The sequence below is a fragment of the Halobaculum sp. XH14 genome (assembly GCF_032116555.1).
GTDB classification, from domain to species: domain Archaea; phylum Halobacteriota; class Halobacteria; order Halobacteriales; family Haloferacaceae; genus Halorarum; species Halorarum halobium.
Genome location: NZ_CP134949.1, coordinates 114,404 through 130,376, shown reverse-complemented (window position 1 = coordinate 130,376; position 15,973 = coordinate 114,404). Strand labels below are relative to the sequence as shown.

Below are 15,973 nucleotides of genomic sequence, written 5' to 3'. Positions count from 1 at the left end.
TCAAACTGCTAGTCGTGCGGATATTGTTTGAGTTGGGGTGAGATAAAACCACCGGGTCCCGTCGTCCCCGTGACGGGTCACACCCTCTCCCGTCCATCGTGGATTCCAGTAGAAACGAAGGGGTTGGGGGGTCGCCCCGATCACGACGAACACGATGCCTGCCTGGACTCTCGATTTCCGACCCCCCACCGCTTCAACTCCACCACGAACGCTAGCGAGCGAACCGCTCCGCGGGAATCCGCCGACACCCACCTCCGTTTCACCTCCAACACCGATCACGCTGGACGAACCTACAATCACCATTTCGCCTCCACTAGTTGATATTAATCCGAGAGCTCTCGGCGGGAGCGATCGGAAATTCGAACGTCGATGCGGCCGGTGTGAACCGGTTTTTCGCTTTCCCGGCGACGGTTCACGAGACCCGGATCGGTTTCACCGGAAACCGGGACGGTCAGTCTCCGGAAGAGCCATCGTCCGGTCACTGCTCCGGACACGAAACCCCGGGGTCGGCGGAGTCCGAGCCGGGGTAGCTCCACGTACCGACCGCGCTGGACCAGCAGCTCGGGGATCTGCTGGTCCGACGGACTCGTCTCGATCGACTGGCCCGCGCGAACCGGCCGTCTGAAGAGTAAGGTTTTTACTCCGGCTGTTCATCTGCTTCGGCTGCATCATCTGGACGCCCGGCGTCCGCCGATGGGAGCACGAATCGGTGGCTCACGTGTAAATACGCCCCGATTCATCGACTCTCCGCCCGGCGTTCCACGCGAAACGAAGGGGAACCACGAACGCATGACACGAGACGATCGAACCGAGACGACCGACGACGCGGCGGTCCGGCAGCAGGGGGACCGGACCGACCGCGAGGACGCATCGACGGCGGACGACCCCGACCGGGTGCTCGAGGGCACGGAACCGGACCCGGCGGGCGGCGGCGGGGGCGAGGACGCAGTCGAAACGACCCCTTCCGATGGTTCGGCGTCCCCGAGCGAGACGTCGAGCGGGGACGAGCCGCCGTCCGCGGCCGAGGTCGCCGCCGCGGGGTCAACCGACGGTGACGGCTCCGGCGCGTTCGAGTTCGGCTCCCGGACCCGCACCGAGACCGAGGTCGACCTCGACGTCGACGAGGTGCTCGCGGACGAGGACGAGGAGAACACGGGGCTGTTCGACGACCTGCTCTCGGGCGAACCGATCTTCGAGAACAAGGAGGTGCTCCGGCCCTCCTACACGCCGCACGAACTCCCGCACCGGACCGACCAGATCAACAAGATGGCGACGATCCTCGTCTCGGCGCTCCGCGGGGAGACGCCCTCGAACATCCTCATCTACGGGAAGACGGGGACCGGGAAGACCGCCTCCGCGAAGTTCGTCTCACAGGAGCTCGAATCCACGAGCCAGAAGTACGACGTCCCCTGCGAGGTCGAGTACATCAACTGCGAGGTGACCGACACGCAGTACCGCGTGCTCGCCCAGCTCGCGAACAAGTTCATCGAGAAGAACGAGGCCGTCATCGACGACCGTCTCGGGGAGCTCGAGGGCCTGTACGCGGACGCGACCGAGGACGTCGACGCCCTCGCCGGCACGGAGTTCGCGACCGCCGCGGACGTCGCCGACCGGATCGACGAGCTGGAGGCCGACCGCGAGGAGATGGAGGAGGTCCCGATGACCGGGTGGCCGACCGACCGCGTGTACACGACGTTCTTCGACGCCGTGGACTACCACGAGCGCGTCGTCGTCATCATGCTCGACGAGATCGACAAGCTCGTCGAGAAGTCGGGCGACGACACGCTGTACAACCTCTCGCGGATGAACTCCGAGCTGGACAACTCCCGCATCTCCATCATGGGCATCTCGAACGATCTGAAGTTCACCGACTTCCTCGACCCCCGCGTCAAGTCCAGCCTCGGCGAGGAGGAGATCGTCTTCCCGCCCTACGACGCGAACCAGCTCCGGGACATCCTCCAGCACCGCTCGGACATCGCGTTCAAGGCTGACGCGCTCACCGAGGACGTCATCCCGCTGTGTGCGGCGTTCGCCGCCCAGGAGCACGGCGACGCGCGGCGCGCGCTCGACCTGCTGCGCACGGCCGGCGAACTCGCCGAGCGCTCGCAGGCCGACCTCGTCGAGGAGTCCCACGTCCGGCAGGCCCAGGACAAGATCGAACTCGACCGCGTCGTCGAGGTCGTCCGCACCCTGCCGACCCAGTCGAAGATCGTCCTCTTTTCCATCATCCTGCTGGAGAAGAACGGCGTCCACAACGTGAACACGGGCGAGGCGTTCAACATCTACAAGCGCCTCTGCGAGGAGATCGACGCCGACGTGCTCACCCAGCGCCGCGTCACGGACCTCATCTCGGAACTGGACATGCTCGGCATCGTCAACGCGGTCGTCGTCTCGAAGGGCCGCTACGGCCGGACGAAGGAGATCTCGCTCTCGGTTCCCATCGACGAGACCGAGGCGGTGCTTCTCTCGGACTCCCGGCTCGGCGACATCGAGGACGCCCAGCCGTTCGTGCAGGCGCGGTTCGACAACTGACGGCAGGGTTTCACCTGGAGCCCCCGGTACTACCTGGCGGACTGGATTTCACCGCAGCGTTCGATCCGACGATCGGGAGCGCGGTGTTCCACCCGGCGTCCGGGTTCGCTGGAGATCGGCGGGTCGGCCGACACCGACACCCCAACGTTTCGCATGTAAACAGTACTCACTGATTGCGATCTTCGGCGAAAATAGCTCCACGGGAACTGGTGGTTATCGGGCCGAAACCGGCGTCGGACTCCCGGATGCTAGCGACGGCCTAACGCCCTGCCCTCCGGCCGCCGTCGTGTTGGAACCCTCGGTCGTTGCAGCCGTGACGACACCGGCGTCCCCGACGGGTCCGACCTGGGCCGGGGTCACCGTGCCCGAGAAGACGAGCCTCACCCAGCCGAGGTAGGGGATTCGCACCTGTGCGATGCCGCGGATCCAGTCGCTCCGCACGGGCCCGGCGAAATCGAGCGCCTGATCGTACTTCGCGTTGTTGTCACCCTTCGTGATGAAGCCGGCGTGGGGCGCCGGACAGTAGCGGATCGCCTGACACGACTCCCCGTTGACGTACGCCGGGTTCGCCTCGTCGTACCAGTTCTCGCCCTCCTCGACGTGGAACATCGCCCGGTGGATGATCGGCGACTGCCCCCTGGCCGCCCGCTCCGGCGTCTGATAGATGACGACCGAGCCGTAGCCGTCGAAACTCCGGAACTCCTCGGTCGCCCCGGTTTCGGCGGTCACGACGCCCGTATCGCCGACCGCGAACGACGGGGCGAACCGGTCGGGCTCGGTCATGAACACGAGGTCGCCCGGATGCATGTGGGGCTCCATGCTTTCGGACTCGACGGCGACCATCGGCGGCCAGACGCCCGCGACCGCGAACAGGAGGAGGCCGACCAGCGCGACGGCCAGCGCGGAGGAGAGCACCTCCCGAACGAACAGCAGGGGACCGGAATCCGCGTGGAGGAATCGCCGCAATGGGTCCTCGTTGGGGGACCCTCCGTCGTCACTCATTGCACCGAGTTCCGCCCGGCCGGTGTTGAACCTTCTGGGTCGGGGAGTCTCGAACCGTGGCAGTGACCGTTTTCTCCCGATTTCGGCGCTTGGTTACCGACTGGGGTGGATCCGTACCCTTGGTGACCACCTTCCACCGGTTCGCTACCCTTTTGCCGCCACCCGTTGACCTCTCTCCCTGTGCCACTGGAGACGCCCTCCCGGGTCGTGCAGGCGCTGACGGCCCGCGGCTACAACGCCGAACGGGAGGCCGTCACCCTCATCACCGACGCCGATTCGCCAGCGCTCGCGCTCGAGGCAGCCATCGAGTCGACCCCCGAATCCACGCTCGTTCTGACGACGGACCACGTTCGCTCCGTGCTGGCCGAAACGCCCGCCGCCGACCCGAAAGCAGTCTCGACCGACGGAGCGGAGACCACCGCCGCCCCGGCGACCGCCGATGCGACCACGGCGACCGCCGAAACGGTCCCGGAGACCGCCGAAACGGTCCCGGAGACCGCCGCCCCGGCGACCGGCGACCCCTCCGTTTCGACTGCAACTGCTCCCGGCCAGTCGGGCGACTCCACCCGCACGGCTCCAGTCGAAACGGAGGGGTCTTCCCGCGTGGGGAGTCGGACGCCGAACCCGCCCGGCATCGGGAACGACGTCACCGGCCGCTCGACCGGGACGGGCGAGTACGACGAGTTCGTGCGCGTGTTCCGCGACCGGTACGACCGGCTCGCGGGCCAGTTGCGCGGGCGAGTGAACCACCGCCCCGCCGAGGCGATCCAGGAGATGCCGGGCGGCAGCGAGGCCGAACTCATCGGCCTCGTCAACGACATCCGCTCGACGGCTTCGGGCCACTGGCTGATCGAACTCGAGGACACGACGGGGACGTTTCCGTGTCTCGTCATGAAGGACCGGGACATCGCGGACCTGGTCGACGAACTGCTGCTGGACGAGTGCATCGCCGTCCAGGGCACCCTCGCGGACGACGCGGGCATCCTGTTCGTCGACGCCATCCACTTCCCGGACGTCCCACGGACGTACAGGCCGAGCACGGCCGACCGCGAGGTCGAGGCGGCGCTCATCTCGGACGTCCACGTCGGTTCCCAGGAGTTCATGGCCGACGCCTGGCACCGCTTTGCCGACTGGCTCCACACCGAGGAGGCCGAACGCGTCGAGTACCTCCTCGTCGCTGGCGACATGGTCGAGGGCGTCGGCGTCTACCCGAACCAGGACGAGGAACTCGACGTGGTGGACATCTACGACCAGTACGAGCGCTTTGCGGAGTACCTCAAGGAGGTGCCCGGCGACATGGAGATCGTGATGATCCCGGGCAACCACGACGCGGTCCGGCTCGCCGAACCGCAACCGGGCTTCGACGAGGAGCTCCGCGACATCATGTCGGCCCACGACCCGCAGATCTCGGGCAACCCGTCGATGGTCGACGTCGAGGGCGTCTCGATCCTCATGTACCACGGCGTCTCGCTCGACGAGGTCATCGCCGAGCTTCCCGAAGAGAAGGCCAGCTACGACGAGCCCCACAGGGCCATGTACCAGCTGTTGAAGAAGCGCCACGTCGCACCGCAGTACGGCGGTCACACCCGCATCGCCCCGGAGGAGAAGGACTACCTCGTGATGGACGAGGTGCCGGACGTGTTCCACACCGGCCACGTCCACAAGCTGGGCTGGGGGAAGTACCACAACGTCCTCGCGGTCAACTCGGGCTGCTGGCAGGCCCAGACCGACTTCCAGAAGTCCGTCAACATCGACCCCGACGCCGGGTTCGCGCCAATCCTCGAACTCGACACGCTGGACATGACGGTTCGGAAGTTCACCTGAGGAACCTCCTTTGCGGGGGTCCTCCTCGCTCGGGCCGGCTCAGCCGGCCCTCGCTCGTCGAACCCCCGCAAAACCCGTTCATGCCAAAACGCCGCCAGACTCGGTCGGCGCGGCTGCGCCGCGCCTCCCTCGCTCGCGGTACTGACGCTCGTGAACCGCACAGCACGGCACCGCTTCGGCACTGTTCGCCACCCCACTGCGACCACGCCGTCGCCGAACCGTCCGCTGTTCGTCCCCCGTTGCTTAAGTGTCACACCCCCCTCCGGACGGTCGATGACGGACCCGTCCGACCGCCCGACGGACGACGATTCGGAAGGACACGGTTTCGAGTGGACGGGGTCGGCACGATCGGGGGATGTGGGAACGTCTGACGCGGCGGGGTCGGACGCTTCGGAAACGGAGGTCACGGTCCGGCTCCCGGCGGAGCCGTCCCGCCCGCTCGGCACCCCGCGTCCCGATGACTCCACCGACGCCGGGGATTCGGTCGAATCCGACGGCCGGGAGCGGTCGGGGGTGTCGGCCGCCACGAGCGAGTCGGGCGGCCCACTGTCCGTCGAACTGCCGCGACCGCCGGCCCGGTTTCGGGACTCCGACCCGACGGGTGCGTCGTGGTGGGCCGTGCTGCTGGTCGGCACGGTCGCCTGGGCGCTGGTGGCGGCGCTCTGGAGCCTCCCGCTCGCGCTCGCGGAACTGCCCGTTCCCTCGCTCTCGGGCCGGCTCGCGTCCGCGGCCGGCGGCGGCGTGCTGCTCGGTCTCGCGGTCGCCGCGCTGCTCCGCGCGCTCCTCTTGCCGATCTCGCTCCTCCGGGACGCCACGTTGCTCGGGCGGGCCGAGGGCGTGAACTGGTCGCCGTCGTGCCGGCTCCTGGGGCCCGCGGTGCTCCTCGCGCCGCTCCCCACGAGCGTCTACTACCTGCTGGCGCGCCGGCGCTACGTCGGCGTCCCCCACCTCCCGTTCGGCGATCGGTTCGCGTTCTACGAGGGCCGCATCGTCCCCTCGAACTGGTGGGTGCTGGTCGTCGTCGGCGTCGTGCTCGGCGGCCTCGTCGAGGGGCTGGTCGCCGCCTCGGAGGCGCTCTCGGCGCTCCCCGCGGGCCTCGGGACGGCGCTGTCGGGGCCGCTGCTCGCGGTACTGCTGGCGGTCCTGTTCCTCCGATACGTCCTCGTCCCGCTCGGCTTCTACCTCGACGCGACGGCGGTCCGCCGGGCCGACGTGGGCTGGCGGCCGCTCGCGCTCTGGTACGCGCTCGGCGGCCTCGTCCTGGCGCTCCCGTTCGGCGCGTTCTACCTCTACCGGCGGGTTCGGTACACGAACGTCGGGCCGTTCTGATGGGCCGGGACCGCACCGCCGGCCACGCCTCCGCGACGGCAGGGTCCGACGACGAGAACCCGGTCGCTCAGGGCGCGTCGAGGCGGTAGCGGGTGGTCCGCTCGCCGTCGAAGCGCGGGCCGGGGCCGACCTCCTCGAAGTCGGCCTCCACCGCGGCCTCGCGCATCTCGTCCTCGCCGTCGAGCACGAGCAGTTCCACGGCCATCCCCTCGCTCGCGGCAAAGCGGAGCGGTTCCTCCAGCAGGCGAGCACAGACCGCTTTGCTCCCGCCGAACTGGGTGACGTGGACGGTGTCGTCCCGCGCGTCGTAGCTGAGAAAGCCGAGGACGTCGTCGGGGTCGGTCTCCTCCTCGCCCGGTTCGGGGGTCGACTCGTCGACGGCGACCCGCACCGTCCGGTCGTGGATGACCCCCCGCATCGCCTCGGTCGGGGCGTCGGCGATGGCCGCGAGCGCGGCGGCGTCGGCTTCGACCCCGTCCCGAATCTCCATACGCCGTCCGTACGCCACCCACCGACGTAAGTCCCGCGGGGGTATCGCGGGGCTTACCTCCGCAGGCGCGCTCCACCCGGTATGAGCGTCCGCGACGAGTTCGACGCCTGGGCCGCCGACGGCCGGGACCGGGGGATGGAGGAGCGACACTGGCACACCGCGAAACACGTGCTCGCACGGATGCCGGTCGAACCGGGCGACGCCGTGCTCGACCTGGGGACCGGGAGCGGCTACGCGGTCCGCGCGCTCGCGGAGGCGACCGACCTCGGCCGCGGCTACGGCCTCGACGGCTCACCCGAGATGGCCCGTAACGCCCGTGAATACACGCTAGAAGCCGCCACGGGGGCAGATCTCGGCGGAGAAACCGGTGCCGCCTCGGCCACCGACCTCGACGGAGAGACCGCGGCCGCCTCGGCCACTGATCTCGGGTTCGTCGTCGGCGACTTCGGCCACCTTCCGTTCGCTGACGACTCGATCGACCACGCGGTCACGATGGAGGCGTTCTACTACAGCAGCGACCCCCACGAGGCGCTCCGGGAGGTCGCCCGCGTCCTCCGGCCCGGCGGCACGTTCCACTGTGCGGTGAACTACTACGAGGAGAACGTCCACAGCCACGGCTGGCAGGAGAACATCTCGGTCGAGATGACCCGGTGGGACGCCGCCGAGTACCGCGAGGCGTTCCGGGACGCGGGCCTCGCGGTCGCCGCCCAGGACAACGTGCCGGACCGCGAGATCGAGATCCCGCCGGCCGAGGCGTTCCCCACCGAGAACTGGGAGAGCCGCGAGGCGATGGTCGAGCGGTACCGCACCTACGGCACGCTGCTCACCGTCGGCGTCTCCCGTTGAACCGCTCCGGCTCCGCGTCCAACGGTCCGCGGTGTCACGCTCGAAACTCTCACTCGTCGTCCCGTTTCGCGAGGTCCGCCACCGCCGGCCCGTCGATGACGCGCCCGTCCGCCTCGAACCGGGAGCCGTGACACGGACAGTCCCACGTCCCCTCGCCGTCGTTCCAGCTCACGAGACAGCCCATGTGCGGGCACACCGCCGAGACGGCCCGCAGGTCGCCGTCGTCGGCCCGCGACACCGCCAGCAGGTCCGTGCCGCGGCGGACGACCGTGCCCTCGCCCGGCGAGAGGTCCCCGAGCGAGCCGTGCTCGCCCCCCGAGAACGGCGCACGCGTCCAGTCACCGACGTACTGGTGTCCCACGTTCAGGTTCTCCCGGAGGAACGTCCCCGTCGCCGCCCCGCGCGGGACCCGGGACGGGTCGTACGCCCCCGCCCAGTCGTTGTCGTGCCCGCGGACGAGGTCGGCGAGGAGCATCCCCGCGACGGTGCCGTTCGTCATTCCCCACCCGCCGAACCCGGTCGCCACGTACACGTTCTCGCGCCGCTCGAGTTCGCCGACGAACGGCCGCCGGTCGACCGACACGAAGTCCTGGGTCGACCAGCGATACGGCACGGCGGAGACGTCGAAGCGGTCGCGGGCCTCGGCCTCGACGCGGTCGAACCGCTCGGCGACGCTGCCGCCCTGCCCGGTCTTGTGGTTCTGCCCGCCGACGAGCGTGAGCGTCCCGTGCTCGTCCGTCTCGCAGGTCCGGACCGAAACGTACGGCTCGTCGGCGCGGTAGAACACGCCCTCGTCGGGCGGGTCGGCGGCGTCGACGGCGACGACGTAGGACTTCTTCGGGGACAGGCGGGCGAAGTAGAACGCCGGGTCGACCAGCGGGAAGTGTGTGGCGACGACGACGGCGTCGGCCCCGAGGGTCCCCCGTTCGGTCTCGACCCGGCACGGACCGCGTGACCCGTCCTCGACGTCCTCGACCCGGGTTTCCTCGTAGATCCGTCCGCCGCCGTCGACGACCGACTCGGCGAGCGCGAGCAGGTAGTCGCGGGGGTGGAACGCCGCCTGGTCGTCGAACCGGACGGCCGCCGCGGCGTCGTCCGGGAGCGGAACGTCCTCGACCCACCTCGCGGGAATCCCGAGGTGACGCGCGGTCGCGGCCTCCGCCCGGTATCGACGACGCTCCTCGGGGTCGTGGGTGTAGACGAACGCCGGGAGGCGCCGGAACCCGCAGTCGACGCCGAGTTCACCGACCTTCGCCTCCACGTAGTCGATGGCGGCCTCGTTCGCCTCGGCGTACGCGCGGGCAACGTCGGCGCTGGCCTCGCTCGACAGGAAGCGGTAGATCACGCCGTGCTGTGAGGTGACCTTCGCGGTCGTGTTCCCGGTCGCGCCCGAGCCGATCCGGTCGCGCTCGAGCAGGGCGACCGACTCCCCGGCCGCGACGAGTTCGGCGGCCGCCGTCACCCCGGCGATGCCGCCCCCGACGACCGCGACGTCGACGTGTTTCCCTTCGGCGAGCGGGTCGTAGTCGGACGCGGCGCTCGTCGCCGTCCACACCGACGTCCTCGTGTCCGCTCCGGGCGGTCGCTCCCGGCCGGTGGCGTCCTCGGTCGGGGCCATGTAGTCCCGCCAGTACGACGCGAGGTCCCAAACGGACTGTGCCGGGACGTGCAAGCCGACGACGGGCAGCCACGCGGCGACGGGACCGACCCCGGGCCCGGCTCCGGGGACGACGTGCACGTCGGCGAGGTCGGCACGGGCGTCACCGTCCCCGCACGGTCGCGGTCGCTCCGGGCGGACGAAGATGGTGGCGTTTATCAGACCGGTCGTCGAGCCAAGGCACGTGAGTTCCCCATTCGAGAATCCGGCCTTCCGGTACGGAATCGGTCTCAGCGGCGCCCTGATCCTCGCGTTCGTCGCCCTCTCGTATTTCGAGGGAACGATTCGCTGGATCATCCTCGGGATCGCCGTCCTCGACGCGCTCGTCACCCCGATGATACTGAAACGCGCGGCGACCTGAGACGCGGCCGCACGCCGATCCTCACTCCTCGACGACGTGTACGTCGGCGGCGTCGAACCCGACGGTGATCGTCCCCGAGCGGTCGCCGTCGGTCCGAACCGTCAGGGGCGTCCCCGCCCAGTCACAGTGCAGGCGGGTGGCCTCGCCGAGGAACTCCGCGCTCTCGACGGCGACGGAGAGTCGATTGTCGGCGTTCTCGGGATCGACCCGCAGGCGCTCGGGCCGCACGCAGACGGTGAGGTGGTCACCGCGAGCGGCCCCGCAGGGAGGGACGCGGAGCGCGTGCCCGCCCACGTCGACCGTGCAGCCCCCGTCGGTCGACTCGCGGACCACCCCGGTGAGGACGTTGTTGTCGCCGAGGAACGACGCGACGAACCGGGTGCGCGGCGCGCCGTAGAGGTCCCGCGGCGCGCCGACCTGCTCGACGCGCCCGTCGTTCATCACCGCCACGCGGTCGGAGACGGCCAGCGCCTCCTCCTGGTCGTGGGTGACGTAGACGGTCGTGATTCCGAGCTCCCGCTGGATCTTCCGGACCTGCACCCTGAGCCGTTCGCGCAGTCGGGCGTCGAGCGCCGACATCGGCTCGTCGAGCAGCAGCAGCCGCGGACCGGGAGCCAGCGCCCGGGCCAGCGAGACTCGCTGGCGCTGCCCGCCCGAGAGCGTCGACGGGTCGCGGTCACCGAACCCCGAGAGATCGACCATGTCGAGCAGGTCCGCGACGCGCTCGTCGCGGCCGACCCCGCCGGGCGGATCGGAGAATCGCAGGCCGTAGGCGACGTTCTCCGCGACGGTCATGTGCGGGAACAGCGCGTAGTTCTGGAAGACGACGCCGACGCCGCGGGCCTCCGGCGGGACGCCGTCCATCGGCTCGCCGCCGATCTCGACCGATCCGTCCGTGGGGGACTCGAACCCCGCGACGGCGCGCAGCGTGGTGGTCTTCCCGCAGCCCGAGGGGCCGACGAGCGTGAAGAACTCGCCCGGCTCGACGGCCAGGTCGATGCCGTCGAGCGCGGTCGTCCCGCCGTACTCGACGCGCAGGTCGTCGAGCCGGACCGGGGCGGCGTCGCGTCCGTCGACCGCGGACCGTCCGGTCGACGACCGTTCGGCCGCCGCGGGTCCGCCGGCGTCGGCTCCCGCGTCGGGACCCGTCCCCTCCTCAGCCACGGAACCCACCCCCGACGCGCTCGATGACGACGAACGAGGCGGCCGTCACCGCGAGCAGCACGGTGCCCATCGCGGTCGCGGGGCCGAGCCGTCGCCCGATGTAGCGCTCGACGGCGACGGGCATCGTGTAGACGTTACCCCCTTCCGCGAGGATGACCGTGGCGTCGAACTCGCCGACGCTGAGCGCGAACGCGAACGCCGCGCCGGCGACGACGCCCGGCCAGACGAGCGGCAGTTCGACGTCGAGGAGCGCCCGGACCCGGGACGCGCCGAGCGACCGCGCCGACTCCACGAGCGTCCGGTCGAGGCCGTCGAGCCCCGGCGAGACGTTGCGCACGACGAACGGGTAGGCGGCGACGGCGTGGGCGGCGACGATGGCCGCCGGGCCCGACGCGGAGAAGCGGTAGCCGAACGCCTCGACGCCGAACACCAGCCCGCGGAGCAGGCCGAGGCCGACGACGATGCCCGACACCGCCAGGGGAGCCATCGACAGCGCGTCGAGCGCGACCCGGCCGCGGAACCGCCGGGTCGTCAACACGGCCATCGAGACGCCCATCGGCAGGGCGACGGCGAGCGTGGCGACGCCGAACGCGAGCGAGTTCAGCACCGCCGGCAGCGGCCTCACCTGGAACGCCGCGCCCGACACCTGTCGCCGGAGCAGGAAGCGGTACGCCGAGAGCGTGAACTGGCCGTCGACGGTCAGGCTGGCGTAGATCATGCTGAGGATCGGCCCGAGGAACACGACGACCACGACCGCGGCGTAGCCGGCGACGGCGAGCCGGGAGACCAGCCGCTCGCGGGTCCACGCGGCGGCGCTCCGCCACGATTCGGGCACGAGCCGCTCCCGGGGGAGCGGGCGGACGTCGCGGCGCTCGGCGGTCTGGCGACGCTCGTACCGCAGGTAGAGCGCGGTGAGCGTGAGCGACACGGCCGACTCGACGGCCGCCAGCGCGGCGGCTTCCGCGTAGTCGAGCTGCTGGACGGCGGAGTAGATGAACACCTCGACGGTCGCGTACTGGAACCCGCCGAGCGCGAGCACGATGGGGAACGAGGCGAACGTGAACACGAACGTCAGCGTCGCCCCCATCAGCACCGCCGGCAACAGCTGCGGGAGCACCACGTCGCGGAACGCCCGGCGGGGCGACGCGCCCAGCGAGCGGGCCGTCTCCACCGCACCGGCGTCGACCGACTCCCACGAGGCGGTCACGACGCGGGTGACGAGCGGGGCGTTGTAGAAGGCGTGGGCGACGATGATCGCGCCGAGCGACGGGAGCAGGTCGACCCCGCCCACGCCCAGCGCGCCGAGCGCATCGTTGAGCGTGCCGGACGCGCCGAACGTGGCGTAGAAGCCGACCGCGACCATCACCGACGGGAGCACGAACGGCACCATCGTCAGCGACTTGAGCGTCTCCCGGCCGCGGAAGTCGAACCGGGCGAGCACCCACGCGCCCGGGAGACCGAGCGCGACGCTGGCGAGCGTCGAGAGGAACGCCTGCCAGGCCGTGAAGCCGAACACGCGGACGACGTAGAACTCGTCGGTCAGCACGTCGACCAGCGGGCCGAACGTGAGCCGCCCCGCCTCGCGGACCGACTCCACCAGCACCGTCGCTACGGGGTAGTAGAACAGCACGGTCAGGAGGAGGGCCGTCCCGACCGCCAGCAGGGGGAGCGCCCGCCGTTCGAGGACGTCGGCGCCTCCGGGCCGGCGCACCGCGCGACCGACCCGGCGCGCCGTCCGCCGGGCGCGGCTCACCCGCCGGCGAAGCGCCGCGCCCACTGATCGGTCCATTCGTCGACGTTTCCTTGCAACTCGTCGTACGTGAAGGTGACCGGTTCGGGCGGCTCCTGGGCGTACCGGGAGTAGTCCTCTGGCAGCGGGGCGTCCTGGATCGCCGGAAACGCGACGTTTCGCTGGGCGATGCCGGCCTGGATCTCCGGCTGGAGCATGAACGACATGAACTCGCCGGCGAGTCCGGGGGCGTCAGTGTCGGCAAAGCGGGCCATCCCCTCGGGGTTTGCGTACGCCTGGTCGTTCAGGAAGCGGATCTGGTGCTTCTGGAGGTCCTGGTCCTCGGCGGCGGCGAACACCTGGTCGGTGGAGTAGGAGACGACCATCGGGGCCTCCTCGTTCGTGTAGGCGGTGTACGAGTCCGTCCAGTTGCCCAGTACCGTGACGCCGTTCGCCTGGAGCCGGTCCCAGTAGTCGAGGAACCCGTCCGGGCCGTACTCCTTGATGGTGTGGAGCATGAACGCCTCGCCGGTCGAGGAGCTCGCCGGGTTCTGCGCGATGAGGTCGCCCTCGTACTCGGACTCGGTCAGCGCCTCGAACGTCTCGGGCGCGACGAACTCGCCGCCGTCCATCGTCGCGTTCCAGACGAGCGAGATGTAGCCCGTGTCGAACGGTACGGCCCGGTTCCGCGGGTCGAACTGGAGCCCATCTCGGAGCCGATCCATCCCCTCGACGTCGCCGGCTTCGGCGAACAGCGGGTCGGTGAACTGCCCCTCGCCACGGCGGTCGTCCGCGTCGATGAGCTGACCGGTGTTCAGCCCGACGTACACGTCGGCCTCGAACTCGACGCCCTGGATGGCCCGCTCGAGGTAGTAGTTCAGCTCGCTTTCCGGCGTCTGGTAGACGAGCGTCGCGTCGAACTGCTCCTCGAACCGCCGCTTCAGCCACGCGCCCGGGCTCGTGCTCGGCGCGTTCACGAACGGCGGGTACGTCGCCACGACGAGCGTGTCGGCCCCGCTCGGCGTCGGCGATCCCGCCGTCGTCCCGGCCCCGTCGGCCTCCGTGGCCGTCGGCGTGGGCGTCTCCTGGTCCACCGGCTCGGCCTGACAGCCGGCGAGCAGCGCCGCACCGCTCGCGCCCGCCGCGGTCAGGAACTCCCGTCTGCTTCGACTCATTACCGGGTTGTTTCACTCTGTGGTATTTAACGGACGCGGTCTCCGAACGGCCGGCTGCGCGGCGGCCGGGCGACGTCTCTCTCACTCCGGCACCTGCGGGCCGCTCGTGGGACCACGAACGGTTCGTGGTCCGGCCCCCCTCCGGGCAAACTGGTTCGCCCTGACCCGAACGCCGGTTCAGTTCGTCCCCGTTCCTGCCCCGTGCTCCGCGAGGAGGTCGAGACACGCGTCCACGAACGGGTGGGCCCGATAGCGGACGGTCCCCTCCCCCGAATCGTGTTCGATCACGCCCGAATCCGCTAGCTTCGGCAGCGTCGCGTGATGGAACCGAACGGCGACCCGTTCCCGGTCGCACCGGCCGTGTTCCGATCGCATCGCCGCGACGTCGTCGACGAGTTCCGCGACGGGAACGCAGGTCTCGGCCGAGTCGCGGAGCACCGACAGGACGGCGCGGCGGCGGTCGTCGGCCAGCACCTCGAACGCCGTTTCGGGCGCGACGTCGAACGCGCGGGACTCCTCGCTCAGCGCCACCATCCTCCCCCCGTCGTTCGGCACACCCTGTTATGAAGTCTGTTTGACACGGTTCGTGCATGTAATGAATCTGAGAACACAAAAATATTGCCCATAGTTCACCCGAATCGAGCGCTCCGTCGGACCGGACGCCGCCGCGACCGGCCGCCGCACCGCCGAGCACAACGGTTTTGCCCCGGGGGCCCACCGGTCGGGGTGTGCCCCCGAGTCGCCGCACCGTCCTGACCGCGCTGCTGGCGGCGATGCTCTCGCTCACGGTGGTCGTGCTGTTCGGCGTGCTCGCCACGGTCGTATTCGCCGTGACGGTCGCGTACGTCCTCTACCCGCTCCGCCAGGAACTCCGTCGGCGTGGGCTCTCGACGCGCCTCGCGGCGGCGACGGCGACGACGACGGCGTTCCTCGCGCTGCTGGTCATCGCCGGCCCCATCGCGTACGTCCTCTACTCCCGGCGGGCGGAGTTCGTCGACTTCCTCCGGGCCATCCCGGCCGCGATCACCGTCGACGTGGGCGGGCTCACGTACGTCGTCGAGACCGACCCGCTGCTCGAGGTTGCCATCGCCGCCGTCCGCTCGCTGGCGACCTCGCTGGCGACCGCGGCGCCCGTGTTCGCGCTGAAGGCGCTCCTGTTCGTGCTGGTCGTCTACGGCATCCTCTACGCGCCGACCTCGCCTCGGACCGCGGTCCTGCGGCTCTGTCCGGGCGAGTACCACGACATCGTGTTCGCGCTCCACCGCCGGACGGCCAGCACCCTTCGGGCGATCTACGTGCTCCAGGCGGCCACCGCGTTCGGGACGTTCCTCGTCGCGTTCGTCCTCCTCGTGGCGCTGGGCTACCGGTCGCCGTTCGCGCTCGCGGTCGTCGCTGGCCTCCTGCAGTTCGTCCCCGTGCTCGGGCCGAGCATCGTCGTGGTCGCGCTCGCGGCGGTCGACGTCGTCGCCGGCAACGTCGTCCGGGCGCTGCTGGTCACGGGGCTCGGCCTGTTCTTCGTCGGCTTCGTCCCGGACGCGGTCATCCGGTCGCGGCTGGCCAGCGAGACGACGGACATGCCCGTCTCGGTGTACTTCGTCGGCTTCGTCGGCGGCCTCCTGTCGCTGGGCGCCATCGGCTTCGTCGTCGGCCCGCTCGTCGTCGCGCTGCTCGCGGAGGTCGTGAGCCTCCTCTCGGACGGCACGGCGAGCGAGCAGACGCAACTGTCGGGCGTGACCGACGGGCGTGGGTCGAGCGACGGTGCGGTCGGTGACGGCGGGACGACCGGGGACGCCCACGTCGCCGGCGACGACGTGGACGACGCGCCCGACGGCGTCGCCGGGACCGAGCCGACGGACGGGTGAGT

13 protein-coding genes are annotated in these 15,973 nt (G+C 70.3%); 6 read left to right on the top strand and 7 right to left on the bottom strand.

Annotated features, from left to right (window positions below; translation table 11 throughout):
* Window positions 1-789 precede the first annotated feature (789 nt).
* The gene (locus RJT50_RS00620; protein ID WP_313693104.1) at window positions 790-2,532 is read left to right on the top strand and encodes a Cdc6/Cdc18 family protein; all 1,743 of its coding nucleotides are present in this window, start codon (window positions 790-792) and stop codon (window positions 2,530-2,532) included.
* A gap of 213 nt (window positions 2,533-2,745) precedes the next feature.
* Here RJT50_RS00620 and RJT50_RS00615 read toward each other — a convergent pair whose 3' ends face one another.
* On the bottom strand, window positions 2,746-3,534 hold the full coding sequence (locus RJT50_RS00615; RefSeq protein ID WP_313693103.1) for a S26 family signal peptidase: 789 nt from the start codon (window positions 3,532-3,534) through the stop codon (window positions 2,746-2,748).
* A gap of 180 nt (window positions 3,535-3,714) precedes the next feature.
* Between RJT50_RS00615 and RJT50_RS00610 the strand changes: the two genes are divergently transcribed.
* Both RJT50_RS00610 and RJT50_RS00605 read left to right on the top strand, forming a co-directional pair.
* Window positions 3,715-5,358, top strand: a complete 1,644-nt coding sequence (locus tag RJT50_RS00610) for a DNA-directed DNA polymerase II small subunit (protein WP_313693101.1) — start codon at window positions 3,715-3,717, stop codon at window positions 5,356-5,358.
* 357 nt (window positions 5,359-5,715) lie between these two features.
* Window positions 5,716-6,687 carry a hypothetical protein gene (locus tag RJT50_RS00605; protein ID WP_313693100.1) on the top strand — a complete coding sequence of 324 codons (972 nt, stop codon included), beginning with the start codon at window positions 5,716-5,718 and terminating at the stop codon, window positions 6,685-6,687.
* Window positions 6,688-6,754: 67 nt separating this feature from the next.
* On the opposite strand, the gene RJT50_RS00600 is transcribed toward RJT50_RS00605, so the two are convergent.
* Window positions 6,755-7,177, bottom strand: a complete 423-nt coding sequence (locus tag RJT50_RS00600) for a hypothetical protein (protein WP_313693099.1) — start codon at window positions 7,175-7,177, stop codon at window positions 6,755-6,757.
* A gap of 81 nt (window positions 7,178-7,258) precedes the next feature.
* Here RJT50_RS00600 and RJT50_RS00595 point away from each other — a divergent pair, with 81 nt between their 5' ends.
* Window positions 7,259-8,023 (top strand): class I SAM-dependent methyltransferase, encoded by a 765-nt coding sequence (locus RJT50_RS00595; protein WP_313693097.1) that lies wholly within the window; start codon window positions 7,259-7,261, stop codon window positions 8,021-8,023.
* A 49-nt stretch (window positions 8,024-8,072) separates the two neighbouring features.
* On the opposite strand, the gene RJT50_RS00590 is transcribed toward RJT50_RS00595, so the two are convergent.
* Entirely contained in the window at window positions 8,073-9,761 is a 1,689-nt protein-coding gene (locus RJT50_RS00590; RefSeq protein ID WP_313693095.1) for an FAD-dependent oxidoreductase, read from the bottom strand.
* A 103-nt stretch (window positions 9,762-9,864) separates the two neighbouring features.
* On the opposite strand from RJT50_RS00590, the gene RJT50_RS00585 reads away from it, so the two are divergent.
* A complete protein-coding gene (locus tag RJT50_RS00585; protein WP_313693093.1) occupies window positions 9,865-10,041 on the top strand; it encodes a hypothetical protein in 177 nt (58 codons plus the stop codon).
* A 21-nt stretch (window positions 10,042-10,062) separates the two neighbouring features.
* Here the strand turns inward: RJT50_RS00585 and RJT50_RS00580 are convergent, their stop codons facing one another.
* The 4 genes from RJT50_RS00580 to RJT50_RS00565 all read right to left on the bottom strand — a co-directional run bounded on the left by RJT50_RS00580 (window position 10,063) and on the right by RJT50_RS00565 (window position 14,643).
* Complete coding sequence (locus RJT50_RS00580) at window positions 10,063-11,079, bottom strand: ABC transporter ATP-binding protein (protein ID WP_313696065.1); 1,017 nt, start codon at window positions 11,077-11,079, stop codon at window positions 10,063-10,065.
* 118 nt (window positions 11,080-11,197) lie between these two features.
* Window positions 11,198-12,994, bottom strand: a complete 1,797-nt coding sequence (locus tag RJT50_RS00575) for an ABC transporter permease (RefSeq protein WP_425499695.1) — start codon at window positions 12,992-12,994, stop codon at window positions 11,198-11,200.
* Window positions 12,955-14,109, bottom strand: a complete 1,155-nt coding sequence (locus RJT50_RS00570; protein ID WP_313693092.1) for a thiamine ABC transporter substrate-binding protein — start codon at window positions 14,107-14,109, stop codon at window positions 12,955-12,957. The genes RJT50_RS00575 and RJT50_RS00570 overlap by 40 nt, the downstream gene beginning before the upstream one ends.
* A 177-nt stretch (window positions 14,110-14,286) precedes the next feature.
* Entirely contained in the window at window positions 14,287-14,643 is a 357-nt protein-coding gene (locus RJT50_RS00565) for a DUF7344 domain-containing protein (protein WP_313693090.1), read from the bottom strand.
* Window positions 14,644-14,837: 194 nt separating this feature from the next.
* Between RJT50_RS00565 and RJT50_RS00560 the strand changes: the two genes are divergently transcribed.
* The gene (locus tag RJT50_RS00560; protein WP_313693088.1) at window positions 14,838-15,971 is read left to right on the top strand and encodes an AI-2E family transporter; all 1,134 of its coding nucleotides are present in this window, start codon (window positions 14,838-14,840) and stop codon (window positions 15,969-15,971) included.
* Window positions 15,972-15,973: the final 2 nt, after the last annotated feature.